Annotated in this window: 13 protein-coding genes; 11 read left to right on the top strand and 2 right to left on the bottom strand. The window is 62.8% G+C overall.

Features of this window, described 5'->3' with window-relative positions:
- Positions 1 to 38: 38 nt before the first annotated feature.
- Genes ACXJKO_RS00985 through ACXJKO_RS00975 form a run of 3 tightly spaced genes read left to right on the top strand, consistent with a single transcriptional unit; the run spans position 39 to position 2,672 of the window.
- Positions 39 to 1,478, top strand: a complete 1,440-nt coding sequence (locus ACXJKO_RS00985; RefSeq protein WP_457089206.1) for a cytochrome ubiquinol oxidase subunit I — start codon at positions 39 to 41, stop codon at positions 1,476 to 1,478.
- A gap of 13 nt (positions 1,479 to 1,491) precedes the next feature.
- The gene (gene cydB / locus ACXJKO_RS00980; protein WP_457089205.1) at positions 1,492 to 2,541 is read left to right on the top strand and encodes a cytochrome d ubiquinol oxidase subunit II; all 1,050 of its coding nucleotides are present in this window, start codon (positions 1,492 to 1,494) and stop codon (positions 2,539 to 2,541) included.
- On the top strand, positions 2,541 to 2,672 hold the full coding sequence (locus ACXJKO_RS00975) for a hypothetical protein (RefSeq protein WP_457089204.1): 132 nt from the start codon (positions 2,541 to 2,543) through the stop codon (positions 2,670 to 2,672). Before cydB ends, ACXJKO_RS00975 begins: the two co-directional genes overlap by 1 nt.
- Before the next feature lie 98 nt (positions 2,673 to 2,770).
- Here the strand turns inward: ACXJKO_RS00975 and ACXJKO_RS00970 are convergent, their stop codons facing one another.
- Complete coding sequence (locus ACXJKO_RS00970) at positions 2,771 to 3,616, bottom strand: hypothetical protein (RefSeq protein WP_457089203.1); 846 nt, start codon at positions 3,614 to 3,616, stop codon at positions 2,771 to 2,773.
- A 412-nt stretch (positions 3,617 to 4,028) separates the two neighbouring features.
- Here ACXJKO_RS00970 and ACXJKO_RS00965 point away from each other — a divergent pair, with 412 nt between their 5' ends.
- The 8 genes from ACXJKO_RS00965 (at position 4,029) to ACXJKO_RS00930 (ending at position 16,348) form a co-directional block, all read left to right on the top strand.
- Complete coding sequence (locus ACXJKO_RS00965) at positions 4,029 to 5,816, top strand: type I secretion system permease/ATPase (protein ID WP_457089202.1); 1,788 nt, start codon at positions 4,029 to 4,031, stop codon at positions 5,814 to 5,816.
- A complete protein-coding gene (locus ACXJKO_RS00960) occupies positions 5,817 to 7,142 on the top strand; it encodes an HlyD family type I secretion periplasmic adaptor subunit (protein ID WP_457089201.1) in 1,326 nt (441 codons plus the stop codon).
- A 257-nt stretch (positions 7,143 to 7,399) separates the two neighbouring features.
- Positions 7,400 to 9,634, top strand: a complete 2,235-nt coding sequence (locus ACXJKO_RS00955; RefSeq protein ID WP_457089200.1) for an alpha,alpha-trehalose-phosphate synthase (UDP-forming) — start codon at positions 7,400 to 7,402, stop codon at positions 9,632 to 9,634.
- The gene (gene otsB / locus ACXJKO_RS00950) at positions 9,627 to 10,406 is read left to right on the top strand and encodes a trehalose-phosphatase (protein WP_457089199.1); all 780 of its coding nucleotides are present in this window, start codon (positions 9,627 to 9,629) and stop codon (positions 10,404 to 10,406) included. Before ACXJKO_RS00955 ends, otsB begins: the two co-directional genes overlap by 8 nt.
- Before the next feature lie 4 nt (positions 10,407 to 10,410).
- Positions 10,411 to 12,222, top strand: a complete 1,812-nt coding sequence (locus tag ACXJKO_RS00945; RefSeq protein ID WP_457089198.1) for a glycoside hydrolase family 15 protein — start codon at positions 10,411 to 10,413, stop codon at positions 12,220 to 12,222.
- Between the two features lie 63 nt (positions 12,223 to 12,285).
- Complete coding sequence (locus ACXJKO_RS00940) at positions 12,286 to 13,266, top strand: glucokinase (protein WP_457089344.1); 981 nt, start codon at positions 12,286 to 12,288, stop codon at positions 13,264 to 13,266.
- 94 nt (positions 13,267 to 13,360) lie between these two features.
- Positions 13,361 to 14,476, top strand: a complete 1,116-nt coding sequence (locus ACXJKO_RS00935; protein ID WP_457089197.1) for a succinylglutamate desuccinylase/aspartoacylase family protein — start codon at positions 13,361 to 13,363, stop codon at positions 14,474 to 14,476.
- 288 nt (positions 14,477 to 14,764) lie between these two features.
- Positions 14,765 to 16,348 carry a peptide chain release factor 3 gene (locus tag ACXJKO_RS00930; RefSeq protein WP_457089196.1) on the top strand — a complete coding sequence of 528 codons (1,584 nt, stop codon included), beginning with the start codon at positions 14,765 to 14,767 and terminating at the stop codon, positions 16,346 to 16,348.
- Between the two features lie 26 nt (positions 16,349 to 16,374).
- Here the strand turns inward: ACXJKO_RS00930 and ACXJKO_RS00925 are convergent, their stop codons facing one another.
- Entirely contained in the window at positions 16,375 to 16,740 is a 366-nt protein-coding gene (locus ACXJKO_RS00925) for a hypothetical protein (RefSeq protein ID WP_457089195.1), read from the bottom strand.
- Positions 16,741 to 16,761 lie beyond the last annotated feature (21 nt).

The following is a 16,761-nucleotide window of genomic DNA, read 5'->3' as shown; positions in this document are numbered from 1 at the left end:
GCCCTAAAAGCACGGGGGTAGGTTGAAGGGGAAGCGGTATGGAACTTGACGCCCTGATGCTGTCGCGCATCCAGTTTGCGTTCACGATAGCCTTCCATATCATCTTCCCGGCCTTCACCATCGGTCTCGCGAGCTGGCTCGCGGCCCTCGAATTCAACTGGCTTCGCACCGGCAATCCGCTTTACCGCAACCTCTTCCGGTTCTGGGTGAAGGTGTTTGCAGTGTCCTTCGGCCTCGGCGTCGTGTCGGGCATCGTCATGAGCTACCAGTTCGGCACCAACTGGTCGCGTTTCTCCGAGGTCGCCGGAAACGTGGTCGGGCCGCTGATGGCCTACGAGGTGCTGACCGCTTTCTTCCTTGAGGCCTCTTTCCTCGGCATCATGCTCTTCGGCTGGGAGCGCGTCGGCGACCGGCTGCATTTCTTTGCCACCTGCATGGTGGCTTTGGGCACGCTGATCTCCGCGTTCTGGATTCTCTCCGTGAATTCCTGGATGCAGACGCCGGTCGGGTTCGCCATCGAAAACGGCAAGATGGTGCCGGTCGATTGGTTCTCGATCGTCTTCAATCCGTCATTCCCCTTGCGCTATGCGCATATGGTGATGGGCTGCTACATCACGACCGCCTTCGCGGTGGCGGGCATGTCGGCCTGGATGTTGCTGCGCCATCCTCACGATGCGCCAGAGGCGAAGCTCGCCGCCTCGCGCCGCTCCCTGTCCATGGCGCTCTGGTTCGCAGCGATCTTCGTGCCGGTACAGATCGTCATCGGCGACCTACACGGTCTCGGAGTGCTCAAATATCAGCCGACGAAGCTTGCGGCGATCGAGGGCAATTGGGACCGCATGGACAACATGCCCCTGCGCCTCTTCGCGTTGCCGGATGAGGTGGCGGAAACGAACCGTTTCGAGATCGCGATTCCGAAGATCGGCAGCTGGGTTCTGACGCACGCTTTCGACGGCGTGGTGCCTGGCCTCAAGGATGTGCCGCGCGATCAGCGTCCGCCTGTCTGGCCGGTCTTCTTCTCGTTCCGCATCATGGTCGGCCTGGGCTTTGCCATGCTGGGCATCGGGTTGTGGAGCCTTTACCTGCGCTACAGGGGCACGCTGTTCACCAACAGAATTTTCCTCACCGCTACCATGATCATGACGCCCTCAGGGTTCGGCGCGGTATTGTTCGGCTGGTTCACGGCGGAGATCGGCCGTCAGCCCTATGTGGTCTACGGCCATTTGCGCACGGCGGATGCGGTGTCGCCGGTCGCGGCGGGCGCGGTCGGCGCGTCGCTCATCACCTTCATGGTGGTCTATGCCTTCGTGTTCGGCTTCGGCTCGTATTACCTCGCAAAGCTCCTGTGGCGCGGGCCCGATCCGGTCGAGCAGATGCCGGATGAGGACGATCTCGGCAAGAGAGCCAAGCGTCCGTTCTCCGTGTCGGACGAGGGGCTGGAAGGCAAGCCTAGGCACCGCGCACAGCTGACACGATAGGAGGCGAAAGATCATGTTCGGTTTCGGAATGGAATACGAAGGTCTCGCCTTCTGGCTGCCGCTGATCTGGGCCGGATTGATTGCCGTCGCGGTTGCCATGTACGTGATCGTGGACGGGTTCGATCTCGGGGTCGGCATTCTCTTCAAGGCCGCGAAAAGCGACAATTGGCGCGACCGGATGATGTTTTCGGTGGCCCCTATCTGGGACGGCAACGAGACATGGCTCGTCCTCGGCGGCGGCGGCTTGTTCGCTGTCTTCCACATCGCCTATGCGGTGCTGATGCCGGCGCTCTACGTGCCGATCACCCTCATGCTGATCGCGCTGATCTTTCGCGGCGTCGCCTTCGAGTTCCGCTTCAAGTCGGAACGCTCGAAATTCCTGTGGGACAACGCCTTCTTCTTCGGCTCCCTGCTGGCGACCTTTTTCCAGGGCATGGTGCTCGGCGCCTTTGTGCAGGGCTTTTCTAACAATGGGCGCCAGTTCACGGGCGGCACCTTCGATTTCCTCACGCCTTTCAGCGTGCTCACCGGCATCAGCCTGATCTGCGGCTACGGGCTTCTCGGCGCCACATGGTGCGTGATGAAGACCACCGGCGAACTGGAAATCTGGGCGCGCCGCGTGGCCGTTCGCTTCCTGATCGCGACTGTCGTGGCCATGGCCATCGTATCGGCGTGGGTGCCTTTCCTGGGCACACGGATCGAGGCGCGCTGGTTCAGTTGGCCCAACATCGCCTTCCTCGCGCCTATTCCGCTGATCACGGTCTATGTGGCCTATCGTCTGTTCCGTGATCTGGAAGAGGGGAGGCACGTGCGGCCGTTCTTCTTGGCGATCACCATGTTCCTGCTCGGCTATCTTGGCCTCGGCGTCAGCCTGTTTCCCTACAATGTGCCGCCGACCCTGACGATCTGGGACACGGCCAACACCGTCAGCTCCCAGCTCTTCGCGCTTGTGGGTTTCGCCATCGTGCTGCCGATCACTTTCGCCTACACGGCCTATGCCTATTACGTGTTTCGCGGAAAGGTGGCCGAGGAGATCAAGGGCGGCGGATACGGGTATCATTGATGCAGACCGAACCGCATCCACCCGGCGAGGGACGCGCCAAGCGCCTCCTCTGGTTCGTCTTCATCTATGTGGCGAGCCTCATTGCCTTCGCGGTCCTGGTCTACGGATTGAGGTGGACCATCCCGCGGTAGAGCATTTTTCGGCGAAGTGGATCCGGTTCGCCGTCAAAAAATGCGGCAAAGCAAAGATTAAGAGCCGTTTCCATATTCGTGGAAACGGCTCTTAATCATCAGCGATAGGTGCCGATGAAACCCTTGTCGGTCAGAACCACCCAGCGGGCGCCGCGGCGCTCGATGGACTCCACCCGGCCGACGCCTGGAATGACGCCGCCGGGCATGACCTCGTAAAGGCGCCGGTTGCGGCTCTCCACCAGGGCGGAACCGTTATAGACTTCGCGCAGAACCCATCCGTCCACCGGCTCGGTCTTTGCCTGCCTGACGGCTGCGTCCCGGTTGGTGTCGGTTGATGTCGAAGCGGCCGCCGCCGTGACAGCCGGCTTGGCGCTGAGAATGTTCAAGGTCGTCGTGATCTGCCCCTCGAACTTGTCGAATCGTGCTTCGAGGGCGGACAGCTTCTTGCCGGGCTCCTGCAGGGTGATGGCGAGGCGCTCCACCTTCTCCGTGAGCTTGGCCTGATCGGCAGCGGAAACGGTGTGGTTCAATTGCTTGTACGAGGCCATCGTGCCCTTCAGCGACTCGAGGTCGCTGGTGAGCTGGGCAAGGACCTCCTGGCTGCGGGCCGTCTCGGTCGCGAGGCGCTCGATGGCCTCCCGGTTGCCGAGCGTTCCCATATAGGAGGCGAACCAGCCCGCCCCGATCAGCAAAATGGCTGCGGCCGCCTGGGCGGCGCGGCGCATGAAGGCGGATGGGGGCTTGGAAGCTATTTTGGGAATGGCGGCCTCGGCCATCGTTACCGGCGCGGCCCGAGGAACGGGCTTCAAACCGGCCTTGGCGCTCTTGATCGCCTCTTCCAAGGCGGCATTCGCCGCAGGGTCGATCTGGACGGCGCCGGCAGGTGATTCCGTTGCCTGTTCGGGGGAGGCTGTGGGAGCCAGAAGGCTGTCGTGCTTTTCCATAATGCGACCTCATTTGTCGGTCACATCCGCTTAACTATAAATATTTACCGAAGAGTTACCTTAAGAATATGGGGTTACGTTACGGCATAATTACGTACCTACCCAAATATATAGTAAGAAAATTTACTTCCGGGTTTGACGAGTCTTTTTATTGACATAGTTACATTGAATAGGGTTACTAAAGAGGATGGCGTAACGGAAGGCGCCGACCTTGGGGGCATCTTTAATCCGTAAGAACCGTGGGAATTTTCCACCCAGATCCGGCAGTCCCTGCTAGGATGGCTTTCGGTCCAAAGCCCGACATCGAAACCGTCGCAAGACGGGTAACCTCGTGCTAGGATATAACCTGGCATAGTGGTACTGCAACTCGACGATGGGTCCGGGAACATGATCCATCGATGGAAAGAAGAACATGAAGCAGGCATCGAGAAATCGGGAAGAGAGCACAGAGGTCCAAGACGCTCTGAAATCTTGCCTACCATCCTTTACCGGCGTCGCCGTCTTTTCGGCTGTAGTCAACATTCTGGCCCTGACGGGCTCCATCTACATGCTCCAGGTCTATGACCGGGTGCTGTCGAGCCGGAATATCGCAACCCTGATCGGCCTCTCGCTCATTACCCTGGCGGCCTATGCCCTTTCGGGCGGCCTCGACATGCTGCGCGGCAAGATGCTGGCGCGCATCGGCGCCCGGTTCGACGAAATTCTCGCACCCCGCGTGTTCGACCTCGTGGCCACCATGCCTCTCAAGGGCGCCAAGTCCGCCGAGAGCATGCAGCCGATCCGCGACGTGGATACGATCCGCGGCTTCCTATCGGGCCTCGGCCCCACAGCGCTCTTCGACATGCCGTTCATGCCGATCTTCCTCATCGGCTGCTTCATGATCCACCCCTGGGTCGGCGTCATGTCGGTCATCGGCGGTATCTGTATCATCATCCTGACCATCTATACGGATTCCAAGAGCAAGGGCCCCTCCTACGAGGTTACCAAGAGCGGCGCCGAGCGTCAGGCCATGGCCGAGACCAGCCGGCGCAACGCGGAGGCCATCCGTGCGCTCGGCATGCTCGGCTTCCTCTCCAAGCGCTATGACGAGGTGCATGTGCGCCACGTCAACGACGGCCTGGTCGCCAGCGAATCCTCCGCCGGCATCAGCGCCTTCGCCAAAGTGTTCCGCATGGTCCTCCAGTCGGGCATCCTAGGTCTCGGCGCCTATCTGGTGATCCAGGGCCAGATGTCGGGCGGTCTCATGATCGCCGGTTCGATCCTGATGTCCCGTGCGCTCGCGCCTATCGAAATCGCGGTCGCTCACTGGAAGGGCTTCACCGCCTCCCGCCAGGCCTATCGCCGCCTGCAGCACATCATGTCGATCGTGCCTGCCCAGGGTAAGCGCATGCCGCTGCCCGGTCCGAAGCAGGCTCTGTCGGTCGAAGACATCTATGTGGGTCCTCCCGGTTCGACGCAGCCGGTCGTCCAAGGCGCCGCGCTCCAGCTTCAGGCTGGCCAGGGCCTCGGCCTCATCGGCCCCAGCGCCTCCGGCAAGTCGACCCTCGCCCGTGCTCTCGTCGGCGTGTGGCCTACCTTGCGCGGCGAGATCCGCCTCGACGGCGCGGCCCTCGATCAGTGGGAGCCGGATCATCTGGGTCCTCACATCGGCTACCTGCCGCAGGATGTGGAACTGTTCGAAGGCACCGTCGCCGAGAACATCTCCCGCTTCAAGCCGAACGCCAAGCCTGAGGACGTGATCGCTGCCGCCAAGACCGCCGGCGCCCATGAACTCGTCCTCAACCTGCCGGACGGCTACGATACGAAGATCGGCGAGAGCGGCGCGTCCCTCTCGGGCGGCCAGCGCCAGCGCGTCGCCCTGGCCCGCGCTCTCTTCGGCAACCCGTTCCTGGTCGTGCTCGACGAGCCGAATGCCAGCCTCGACGGCGCCGGTGACGAAGCCCTCAACCAGGCGATCCTCGCGGTTCGCCAGCGCGGCGGCATCGTCGTCGTCATCACTCACCGCCCGGCCGCTCTCGGCCAGGTCGATCAGGTCGCCATCATGGAAGAGGGTCGCATCAAGGCCTTCGGCCCGCGGGACGAGGTCCTGCAGGGCGTGATGAAACGCAATGCAGCTCCGGCCCAGGCTCCGGCGGTTCGTCCGCAGCAGGCCCCGGCTCAGGCTCAGGCGCAGGCGAGCAGCCTGCGGGAGGTTGGTTAAATGTTGGTCATTCCGAATCAAGCCCCGAAGCCCTCGCTTCATCAGCAGGTTCTTCGTCAGTCGACCATCGCCGGCATATCGATGATCGCCCTGTTTGCAGGCACGATCGGCCTCTGGGCCGCGACCTCCACCCTCTCGGGTGCAGTGGTCGCCGGCGGCCAGTTCGTCGTCGATAACAGCGTCAAGAAGATCCAGCACTCCACCGGCGGCATCGTCGGCGAGCTGAAGGTGAGGGAAGGCGAGCGCGTCAAGGAAGGCGACCTCCTGGTCCGCCTCGACGAAACGCTGACCCGCGCCAACCTGCAGGTCGTCGCCAAGCAGCTCGATGAGTATCTGGGCCGTCAGGCGCGTCTCGAAGCCGAGCGCGACAGCGCAACCCAGATCCAGCTGCCGGTCGAATTCGCGAACCGCCTCAACGAGGCGGCCGTTCAGAAGATCGTCTCTTCCGAGCGCACGCTGTTCGAGGCTCGCCGCGGAGCCCGCGACGCGCAGAAGGACCAGCTCAAGAAGCGCATGGCCCAGTCGCAGGACGAGATTACCGGTCTGAGGGCTCAGCAGAATGCCAAGGCCCGCGAGGCCGAGCTCATCGTCGAGGAGCTCAAGGGCGTCCGCGAGCTCTACCAGAAGAACCTGGTGCAGCTGCCCCGCCTGAACGCTCTCGAGCGCGATGCCGCCAGCATCGAAGGCCAGCGCGGCCAGCTGATCGCGGCCGTCGCCCAGGCAGAGAGCCGCATCGCCGAGACCGAGTTCCAGATCATCCAAATCGACGAGCAGATGCGCGCCGAGGCGATGCAGGAGCTGCGCGAGATGCAGGGCAAGGTGGCCGAGTACACCGAGCGCAAGGTGGCCGCCGAGGACCAGCTCAAGCGCATCGATATCCGCGCCCCGAGCGATGGCTACGTGCACCAGCTGAACGTTCACACGATCGGCGGCGTCATCTCCCCGGCCGAGCCGGTGATGCTGATCGTCCCCACGAACGACAAGCTCCAGCTCGAAGCCCGTGTGCTGCCGAACGAGATCGATCAGGTGAAGCTCGGACAGAAGTCCACCGTGAAGGTTCATGCCTCGAACGCCCGCATGATACCTGATCTGCACGGCACCGTGAGCCGCATCTCGGCGGACGTGTCGCGCGACCAGCAGACTGGCGCGTCCTTCTACACCATCCGCGTGGATCTGCCCGCGACCGAGATCAAGCGCCTGGAAAACCTGCATCTTATCGCAGGCATGCAGGCCGAGGTCTTCGTCGAGGTCAACGAACGCACACCGCTCGAGTACTTCTTCAAGCCCATGCAAGAGCAGATCGCCCGCGCCTTCCGCGAGCACTGATCTCTCAAGCTCCAAGAGGCTTTCAATCCAACCGCCGTCGGCAGCCAGCCGGCGGCGGTTTTTTATTTTTCATGCGCGAACAGCAGCTTAGCCCTGCATGGAGGGGTCCAAGCCTGGAAACTCGCCGCGAAAAACCCATAAACAGAGGCGGATGCCGCCTTCCCCTCCCGGCATCCAGGCGTAAAGCGAAACTTCGAGGCTGACCGGGAGTTGAAGCTTAGCCATTCAAGACCGGAAATTCTTGAGGACATAGAGGTTTGAGAATCATCTTTCGATTTGGCGGCATCGCGTTGCTTGTGGCCGCCATTGTCATCCTGGCCGTCCTGCCCTTTGCCACGTCCTTCGTGGAGCAATGGACGCGCCGGGACGTGGAACTGCGGTCCCGCCTGGTGTTCAACTCGGCCAGGGATCAGGTCGCCGGGCTCATCGCCCGCAACGATGCGACCCGAATCGCCAATCTTTTCGAACGCATCGCGTCAGACGAGCGGGTTCTAGCCATCGGCTATTGCGATGGCGACGAACTGCGCTTCCCTTCCCACAACATGCCGTCAACCTTCACCTGCGATAAGGCAGCGCGTTCCAATGCGGAAAGCTTTTCCGCCTTTGGGAGCGAAAGAGGGGAAATTTTAGTCAGCTCGTTTCCGCTGACCGTGGCAGGTCGCGTGGGCCACCTCGTCGTCTTGCATGACCTGACCTATTCCAACAAGCGCGGCGGAGAGGCGCGGAACTACCTGTTCCTGGCGCTGGCCGGCGTGGCCTTCGGTGCGGCAGCGCTCGCCGCCATGATCGCCGCTCTCATCATGAGGCGCTGGCTCGCCTCCATCCGCCAAGCCCTGGAGAGCGCCCGCTCCGGCACGGCCGGTACGCCCGAGCAGGAGAACATCATTCCCCTCGGCCAGGAAATCCGGGATGTGCTCCAAGAGCTCGAAGCCTCGCGCCGGACTATCGACGCGGCTCATACCGATTGGAGCCCGGATACGTTGAGGGCAGCGCTGGCGAACGAGTTATCGGGATCGGAAGTGATCGTAGTGTCGAACCGCGAGCCCTACATCCACAACAAGGCCGACGACGGGCGCATTACCCTGCAGATTCCCGCAAGCGGCCTCGTCTCGGCTCTCGAGCCCGTGGTGCGCGCCTGCGGCGGCACATGGGTGGCGCATGGCAGCGGAACCGCGGATCGGGAGGTGGTCGATTCATCCGACCGCGTGCCGGTGCCGCCGAGCCATCCTTCCTATACTTTGCGCCGCGTCTGGCTGACCGACGAGGAGCAGGACGGCTATTATTATGGCGCGGCCAACGAAGGTCTCTGGCCCCTGTGCCACATCGCCTTCGTGCGGCCGATCTTCCGCGAGCCGGATTGGCAGTACTATCGCGCCGTGAACGAGAAATTCGCCGATGCCATCGTGGCTGAGGCCAAGCGCGAGGATCCGATCATCCTGGTTCAGGATTATCATTTCGCGCTGCTGCCGCGCATGATCCGCAACCGGCTTCCACAAGCAACCATCGTGACATTCTGGCATATCCCGTGGCCCAATGCGGAGACCTTCGGCATCTGCCCTTGGCGCGAGGAAATCATCGACGGTCTTCTCGGTTCGTCGATCCTCGGCTTCCACACCCAGGCCCATTGCAACAACTTCCTGGAAGCAGTGGACGTCTACGTGGAAAGCCGCATCGACCGCGAGCGCGACTCGGTCACGTTCGGCGGCGAGGAAACCCTGATCCGGCCCTACCCAATTTCCATCGAATGGCCGCCGACCGCGCTCGAAGGGCAGAAGCCCATTGAGGAATGCCGAAGCGCGGTGCGCGAGCGCCTCGGCCTTCCGCAGACCATGCGGATCGGCGTGGGCATCGAGCGGTTCGATTACACGAAGGGCATTCTCGACCGCATGCAGGCCATCGATGCGCTGCTTGCCGAGCATCCCGAATGGCACGGCAATTTCTGCTTCATCCAGGTGGCGGCGCCCACGCGCAGCAAGCTCGCCAATTACCGGCAGCTTCAGGAGGAAGCGGAGGCCTTGGCGCGGGACATCAACGAGCGTCATGGGGCAGAGGGCTATGAGCCGATCAAGCTGCTCATCCGCCATCACGAGCCCGACGAAGTGTTCGAATTGTTCCGCGCGGCCGATCTGTGCATCGTGTCGAGCCTGCATGACGGCATGAATCTCGTGGCGAAGGAATTCGTGGCCGCGCGCGACGACGAGGAGGGCGTGCTCATTCTCTCCGCCTTCGCCGGCGCCTCGCGCGAATTGTCGGAAGCCCTGATCGTGAATCCCTACAACTCCCATGCCATGGGCCAGGCCATCAACCGCGCGCTCACCATGCCGCAGGACGAGCAGCGGGAACGCATGCGGCTGATGCGCGATCAGGTGAAGGAGCGCAACGTCTATCGCTGGGCGGGGCAGATGCTGCTGGCCGCATCGCGCCTGCGCAAGAAGCAACGGATCAAACGTTTGATCGCGTCGGGCAGAAGACGGGCGGCGGCCAATGCGTGAGGCTCAAGCCGTGAACGTCTCGACGAACCCGATGGATGATTCCTACGCGCTCTTCCTCGATTTCGACGGAACTCTCGTCGATATCGTGGAGCGGCCCGACGCCGTGTCCGTGGATCCGGCGCTGCCAGCCATTCTCACGCGGTTGCGGGAGCGGCTGAGCGGCGCGATGGCCATCATCAGCGGCCGGCCCGTGTCCTTTCTCGACGATCGTTTGAGCCCAAATCTCTACGACATCGCGGGCCTGCACGGGCTGGAGCACCGGATCGCGGGCGAGCTTCACCTGTGCGATCCCGATGAGCACCCGCAATTGCGGCGGATGGTCGGGCGCCTGCACGAGGCCGTGGCCGGCAAGACGGGCGTGCTGATCGAGGACAAGGGCTGCTCGGTTGCGATCCACTGGCGGCTCGCGCCCCAGGAGAGGGATTTCGCCCTTGCCACGGCCCAGGCCGCCATCGAGGCGCTCGGCAGTGAATATCGTCTCCAGCACGGCAAGGCCGTGGCGGAGATCCTGCCTTCGGCCGCCGGAAAGGGCAGGGTGATCGAGCGCTTCCTGCATGCGCCGCCCTATAAAGGCCGCAAGCCGATTTTTGTCGGAGACGACTTGACCGACGAGAACGGATTCAAGACCGTAAATGCCCATGGAGGCCTGTCGATCCGCATCGGTGCGGGCGACACGGTCGCCAAGGTTCGCCTGGGAACGCCTGCCGACCTGCGACATTGCCTGTCCATGTGGGCTTTCGAGGGTGCCCTTCCTTTCACGATGGATGATTGACGAAATGAGTTCCCTGGATCTTGCCGTGATCGGCAATTGCATGATCTCCGCCCTGATCGACCGTCGCGCGCAGATCGTCTGGAGCTGCTTTCCCCGCATCGACGGAGATCCGGTTTTCTCGGCCCTCCTCGACAGTCCCGAAGGGCGCACGGATGAGGAACAGCGCGGCGTTTTCGCCATCGACATGGTCGGCATGGTCAGCTGCGAGCAGAGCTATATCCAGAACACGGCGGTTCTGCTCTCACGCATGACCGATTCGTCCGGCAACATCGTCGAGATCACGGATTTCGCGCCGCGCTTCAAGCATTTCGACCGCACCTTTCGCCCTCCGATGCTGCTGCGCCGCATCACGCCGGTGAAGGGACGTCCACGCATTCGGGTGCGGCTGCGGCCCCATTACGATTGGGGCTCTTGCCCGCCGGAGATGACGCGGGGCAGCAACCATGTGCGTTTCGTCGGCCCCGATTATTCGCTCAGGCTCACCACCGATGCGCCCATCTCCTACGTGCAGGATGAGCGCTTCTTCGTGGTCGATCGTCCCATGTCGTTCTTCTTCGGAGAAGACGAACCCTTGCGCTCGGAGGCGGATTCCACAGCGCGCGAATTCCTCGACAGCACGATCGGCTTTTGGCACGACTGGGTACGCTCGCTCTCGATTCCCTTCGACTGGCAGGAAGCGGTGATCCGCGCGGCCATCACGCTCAAGCTCTGCAACTACGAGGAGACAGGCGCCATCGTCGCGGCGCTTACCACCTCCGTGCCCGAGGCGCCGCACACGCAGCGCAACTGGGATTACCGCTATTGCTGGCTGCGTGACGCCTATTTCGTGATCCAGGCCCTCAACCGGCTCGGCACCACGAAGACGATGGAGGAATACCTTACCTACATCACCAACATCGTCGACGACATGGATGCCATTCCCAACCAGAAGGACATGCCGCCGCTCTTCAGCATCACGCGCTCGCCCGATCTGGAGGAGCGCGAGGCGACCGCGCTCGCGGGCTATCGCGGCATGGGTCCGGTACGCGTGGGCAACGCCGCCTATACGCAGATCCAGAACGACGCCTATGGCAGCATCGTGCTCGCTTCCGTCCACGCCTTCCTGGACAAGCGCATGATCCGCCCCGTCGGCAACCGGGCTTTGTTCTCGCATCTGGAGAAGCTGGGACATCGTGCCATCGAGGTGTTCGACCAGCCCGATGCCGGGCCCTGGGAACTGCGCACCAAGGCTGCCGTTCACACCTTTCCGAGCGTGATGTGCTGGGCGGCCTGCGACCGGCTCACCAAGATCGCCGTTGCCATGGGCCGTGAGGATCGCGCGGCGTTCTGGCGCGAGAATGCGGACCGGATGCACCGGCTCATCGACACCCGTTCCTATAACGCGGAGAAGGGCACCTTCGTCTCCTCCTTCGACGGCGAGGATCTGGATGCAACCCTGCTGCTGCTGTCCGAACTCAATTTCGTGAAGCCGGACGATCCACGCTTCGTCGCCACGGTGGATGCGGTAGGCAAGTCCTTACGCCGGGGCGATCTCCTGCTGCGTTATGATGTGGAAGACGATTTCGGACACATGCATACCGCTTTCATGATCTGCGGCTTCTGGTACGTGGATGCGCTCAACGCCATCGGGCGAAAGGACGAAGCCAAAGAGTTGTTCGAGCATATCCTGAGCCTGCGTAACTCCTTCGGCCTCTTTTCCGAAGATGCCGACTTCACGACTGGCGAATTGTGGGGCAATTTCCCCCAGACCTACTCCATGGTGGGTCTCATCAATTCCGCCGTTCGCCTGAGCCGGAGTTGGGAAGAAGCTTTTTAGAGTACGCGCTCCGAGCAGGGGCGGAAAGGACGATAGGCTCTCTCGATGTTTGCATTTCCTGTTCTGCTCGGGGATATCGGCGGCACCAATGCCCGCTTTGCCGTTCTGCCCGCGCCTGGAGAGCCCGTTCAACTTCTACCGCGTACCCTGACGGCGCAGACGCCGAGTCCTATCGAGGCCATCCGCATCGCTCTTGAAGGCTATGAGGGCGAGGCGCCGCGTTCCGCCATGATCGCGGTCGCGACCCGCGTGGATGCGCCCGCCATCCGTCTCACCAACGCCCATTGGATGATCGACGCGGAGGCCATCGGCAAGGCGCTGAACCTCCAGCGCGTGGCCCTCGTCAACGACTATACGCCTGTCGCCGCCTCCGTGATCGTGCTGAGCGAGGAGCGAGGCGATCTCGCGCCCCTCGGCAATGTCGCGCCCGCGGGCTCCGGCGCGCGCGTGGTGTTGGGCCCCGGCACGGGTCTTGGTGCTGGAGCCATCGTTCCGGTGGAAGACCGGTTCGCCATTCTCGCCACCGAGGCCGGGCACATGGAATTCGGCCCCGCGAATGAGGAGGAAACCGCGCTCTGGCCGCATCTGGAGCGGCTCGATGGGCGGATCTCCGGCGAGGTCGTCCTGTCAGGCCCGGGGCTGTTTCGCATCGTAAAGGCTCTGGCCGCGCATCGGTGCGTGGAGTGTCCCTTCACCCGGCCCAACGATGTGTTGGATGCCGCCCGCCAGGGCGACGAGCTGGCGAAGGCCGCGCTCGATCTGTTCGCCCGCTGGCTCGGACGCTATGCGGGCGATCTCGCGCTCACCTTCGAGTCCTCGGGCGGCGTCTTCATCGCGGGCGGCATCGCGCCGCGCATGGTGGACATTCTCCAGAACGGCGGTTTCCGCGATGCCTTCAACCGTAAGGTGCCGCATCAGGACTGGGCCGAGAGGGTCCCGGCCTATGTGATCGTCAATCCCGAGCCTGCCTTGCAGGGCTTGGCGGCCCTGGTCACGAACCCGCAGCATTTCGTCTTCCAGTCGCAAGGATGGAGCGCGGCTTAGAAAAGCGGGGTTTGGTTTCTCGCCAAGCCGCTTTAAAGATGAGCCCGGCGCCGCRTGTCAGCGGACGCCTGCCCGTATCCAGCTGCAAGCCATCATGAAAACAGAACAGATCGTCCTATCGCCGCTCGCTCCCGGAGCGAACATCTCCCTCACCGCCCACCGCTTCGGCGAGCCCGGTGCGCGCCCATTGGTCTATATCCAGGCCGCCCTCCATGCGGATGAGATCCCCGGCATGATCGCGGCCCATCATCTGCGCGAGCGTTTGACCGCTCTTGAGGCGGAGGGCCGGATCAAGGGCGAAATCGTGTTGGTGCCCGTCGCCAACCCCATCGGACTCGCGCAGCGCGTGATGGGCAGCCATGTCGGTCGCTTCAACCTCGCCGACGGCATCAACTTCAACCGGGGCTATCCCTATCTCGTGCCGAAAGCCGCCGAGCGCATCGAGGGCAAGCTGACGGCGGATGCTCAGGCGAATGTGCGCCTGATCCGCGAGGCGCTGCTGAGCGAGCTGGAGGCCTGGGAGACGAGCAATCCCACCGATGTCCTGAAGAAGGCCCTGCTCGGAATGGCGATCGCGTCCGACATCGTCCTCGACATGCATTGCGATTCCGAGGCGGTCGAGCACATCTACGCCCATACGCAATCGGCTGAAGAGTTCGCACCGCTCTCGGCCCTCATCGGCGCGCAGGCCTATCTGCTGGCCGATGAATCGGGCGACGATCCGTTTGACGAGGCGTGCAGCCGCCCCTGGGCGGAGTTGGCCGAGCGCTTCAAGGATCATCCGATCCCCTTCTCCTGTCATTCCACCACCCTGGAATTCCGGGGCGAGCGGGATGTGAGTCACGAACTCGGCCAGAAGGACGCGGGCGCGCTCATTGACTACCTCACACTGCGCGGGATCATCGCCGGTAACGCGCCCAGCATCCCGAAGGCGCTCTGCGAGGCGACGCCCCTGGCGGCTTCCGAGCCTGTCCAGGCGCCGGCCACCGGCATCGTGGTGTTCCGCGCCGACATCGGCGACCGGGTGAAGGCGGGCGATGTGATCGCCGAGATCGTCGATCCCATGACCGGCACGGTGACGCAGGCCAAGTCGCCCACGGACGGGCTGATGTTCGCCCGGATCTCGCTGCGCTTCGCCACCCAAGGCACGCGCCTCGCCAAGGTGGCGGGCACCAATGCCAACCGGACGGGCAAGCTGCTTGGAGCTTGAGAAAGATCAATTAAATCAAAAAGAAAGGCCGCTCCAGGGAGCGGCCTTTCCATTGTCGGTTCCACGGCCCGTTAGAGCCGGCGACTTTTATGCTTACGCACCAATCTCGGCAGAGGCCAAGATCCAGGTCACGGCAACCGGGGACCGTAGGTTATGACAATGAGACACTGGATCACCTCCTTTCACTGTTGACGGGAAACCCCCATATGGGGTCAGAAGAAGCCAACGAAAGGCCGGGGCGCTGCGGCGTTCTGTCCCCCACCGCGTTTCCTGAAGAATCTGAGAGCCATGACCGATCTTCCGGCCCCTGTGGGCCGCCGCCGCACTTTTGCGATCATCTCCCACCCCGACGCGGGTAAGACCACGCTCACCGAGAAGCTGCTGCTGTTCGGAGGCGCGATCCAGCTCGCCGGCGAGGTGAAGGCCAAGAAGAACCGCGTTTCGACCCGGTCCGACTGGATGGGCATCGAGAAGGAGCGCGGCATCTCGGTCGTGACCTCGGTGATGACCTTCGAGTATGGCGGCTGCGTCTTCAACCTGCTCGACACGCCGGGCCACGAGGACTTCTCGGAGGACACCTATCGCACGCTCACGGCAGTGGACTCGGCCATCATGGTGATCGACGCCGCGAAGGGCATCGAGGCGCGCACGCGCAAGCTCTTCGAGGTGTGCCGCATGCGCGACATCCCCATCGTGACCTTCATCAACAAGATGGACCGCGAGGCGCGCAGCCCCTTCGACCTGCTCGACGAGATCGAGAAGACGCTCGCCCTCGATACCGCGCCGGTCACCTGGCCGATCAGCCAGGGCAAGAGCTTCGCCGGCACGTTCGATCTGCGCCGCAATGTCGTACGTCGCATCGACACCGATGAAGAGTTGATGCCTGTCATCGGTCCCGACGATCCGAAACTCTTGAGCCTGCTGCCTCCGGAAGAGACGGAAGCCTGGCAGGAGGAGACGATGCTGGCGCAGGAAGCCTGCAAGCCGTTCAATCTCGGCGCGTTCCGCGAAGGCCATCTCACGCCAGTGTTCTTCGGTTCGGCTTTGCGCAATTTCGGCGTGCGCGATCTCATCGATGCGCTTGCCGAATATGCACCGCCGCCGCGCGGCCAGGAGGCGGACAAGCGCCTTGTGGAAGCGGGCGAAGCGCGCATGACTGGCTTCGTGTTCAAGATCCAGGCGAACATGGATCCCAACCACCGCGACCGCATCGCGTTCATGCGCATCTGCTCCGGCAAGCTCCAGCGCGGCATGAAGGTGAAGCTCGTGCGCACGGGCAAGCCCATGAGCCTGAACACGCCGCAATTCTTTTTCGCGCAGGACCGCGCGATTGCGGACGAGGCCTGGGCTGGCGATGTTGTCGGCATTCCCAACCACGGCACGCTGCGCATCGGCGATACGCTCACGGAAGGCGAGGACATCGTGTTCCGCGGGGTGCCGAGCTTCGCGCCGGAAATCCTGCGCCGCATCAAGCTGCAGGATGCCATGAAGGCGAAGAAGCTGCGTGAGGCCTTGCAGCAGATGGCGGAGGAGGGCGTCGTGCAGCTCTTCGTGCCGCAAGACGGCTCCGGCGCCATCGTCGGCGTCGTCGGCGCGCTGCAGCTCGACGTGCTGAAGGAGCGCCTGAGCGCCGAATATGGCCTGCCTATTGATTACGAGCCGACGCGCTTCTCCATCTGCCGCTGGATCACGGCGGACGATCAGAGGGAACTCGACAAGTTCGTTGAGAGCCACCTGTCGGCCATGGCGCGCGATCTCGACGAGGCGCCCGTGTTCATGGCGGCGAATGCCTTCAACCTTCAATACGAGATGGACCGCTACAAGGGCATCCAGTTCTCGGATGTGAAGGACTATCAGAAGAAGGCCGCTTAAGGATCAAACTTTTCCAGTTGTCCCGTTCAGCGGGATAACTGGCTCAACGGAATCCGCAATTCGACGCGCAGCCCCTCTCGCCGCCACTCGCAATGGATCGCGCCGCCCAGCTGATCCGTCACGCTCTTGCGGGCGAGCTGCGAGCCGAAACCCTTGGTCGTCGGCTTGGCCTCGATGGGCGGTCCATCCGTTTCCTGCCAGACGAGTGACATCGCCTCTCCGTCCTGCCAGCAGGAGATCGTGAGATGTCCGTGTGCAACGGAGAGCGAGCCGTATTTCGAAGCATTGGTCGCAAGCTCATGCAGGACTAAAGCATCGGACTGGAAATTCGACTCCTGGGTTTTGGCCTGGTGCGATCTGTGATTCACTTGCTGGAACGGGAGGTGGATCATGGGTCACTGCTATTCTCTCGA

Source organism: Microvirga sp. P5_D2, from assembly GCF_054049475.1.
This window is presented reverse-complemented; position numbering and strand designations above follow the sequence as displayed.

Bases quoted from the DNA above. Each gene is read 5' to 3' on its own strand.
- ACXJKO_RS00965 (WP_457089202.1), top strand. From the start codon at position 4,029: ATGAAGCAGGCATCGAGAAATCGGGAAGAGAGCACAGAGGTCCAAGAC.
- ACXJKO_RS00945 (WP_457089198.1), top strand. From the start codon at position 10,411: ATGAGTTCCCTGGATCTTGCCGTGATCGGCAATTGCATGATCTCCGCC.
- ACXJKO_RS00925 (WP_457089195.1), bottom strand. From the start codon at position 16,740: ATGATCCACCTCCCGTTCCAGCAAGTGAATCACAGATCGCACCAGGCC.
- otsB (WP_457089199.1), top strand. From the start codon at position 9,627: ATGCGTGAGGCTCAAGCCGTGAACGTCTCGACGAACCCGATGGATGAT.
- ACXJKO_RS00975 (WP_457089204.1), top strand. From the start codon at position 2,541: ATGCAGACCGAACCGCATCCACCCGGCGAGGGACGCGCCAAGCGCCTC.
- ACXJKO_RS00970 (WP_457089203.1), bottom strand. From the start codon at position 3,616: ATGGAAAAGCACGACAGCCTTCTGGCTCCCACAGCCTCCCCCGAACAG.
- ACXJKO_RS00930 (WP_457089196.1), top strand. From the start codon at position 14,765: ATGACCGATCTTCCGGCCCCTGTGGGCCGCCGCCGCACTTTTGCGATC.
- ACXJKO_RS00985 (WP_457089206.1), top strand. From the start codon at position 39: ATGGAACTTGACGCCCTGATGCTGTCGCGCATCCAGTTTGCGTTCACG.
- cydB (WP_457089205.1), top strand. From the start codon at position 1,492: ATGTTCGGTTTCGGAATGGAATACGAAGGTCTCGCCTTCTGGCTGCCG.
- ACXJKO_RS00960 (WP_457089201.1), top strand. From the start codon at position 5,817: ATGTTGGTCATTCCGAATCAAGCCCCGAAGCCCTCGCTTCATCAGCAG.
- ACXJKO_RS00935 (WP_457089197.1), top strand. From the start codon at position 13,361: ATGAAAACAGAACAGATCGTCCTATCGCCGCTCGCTCCCGGAGCGAAC.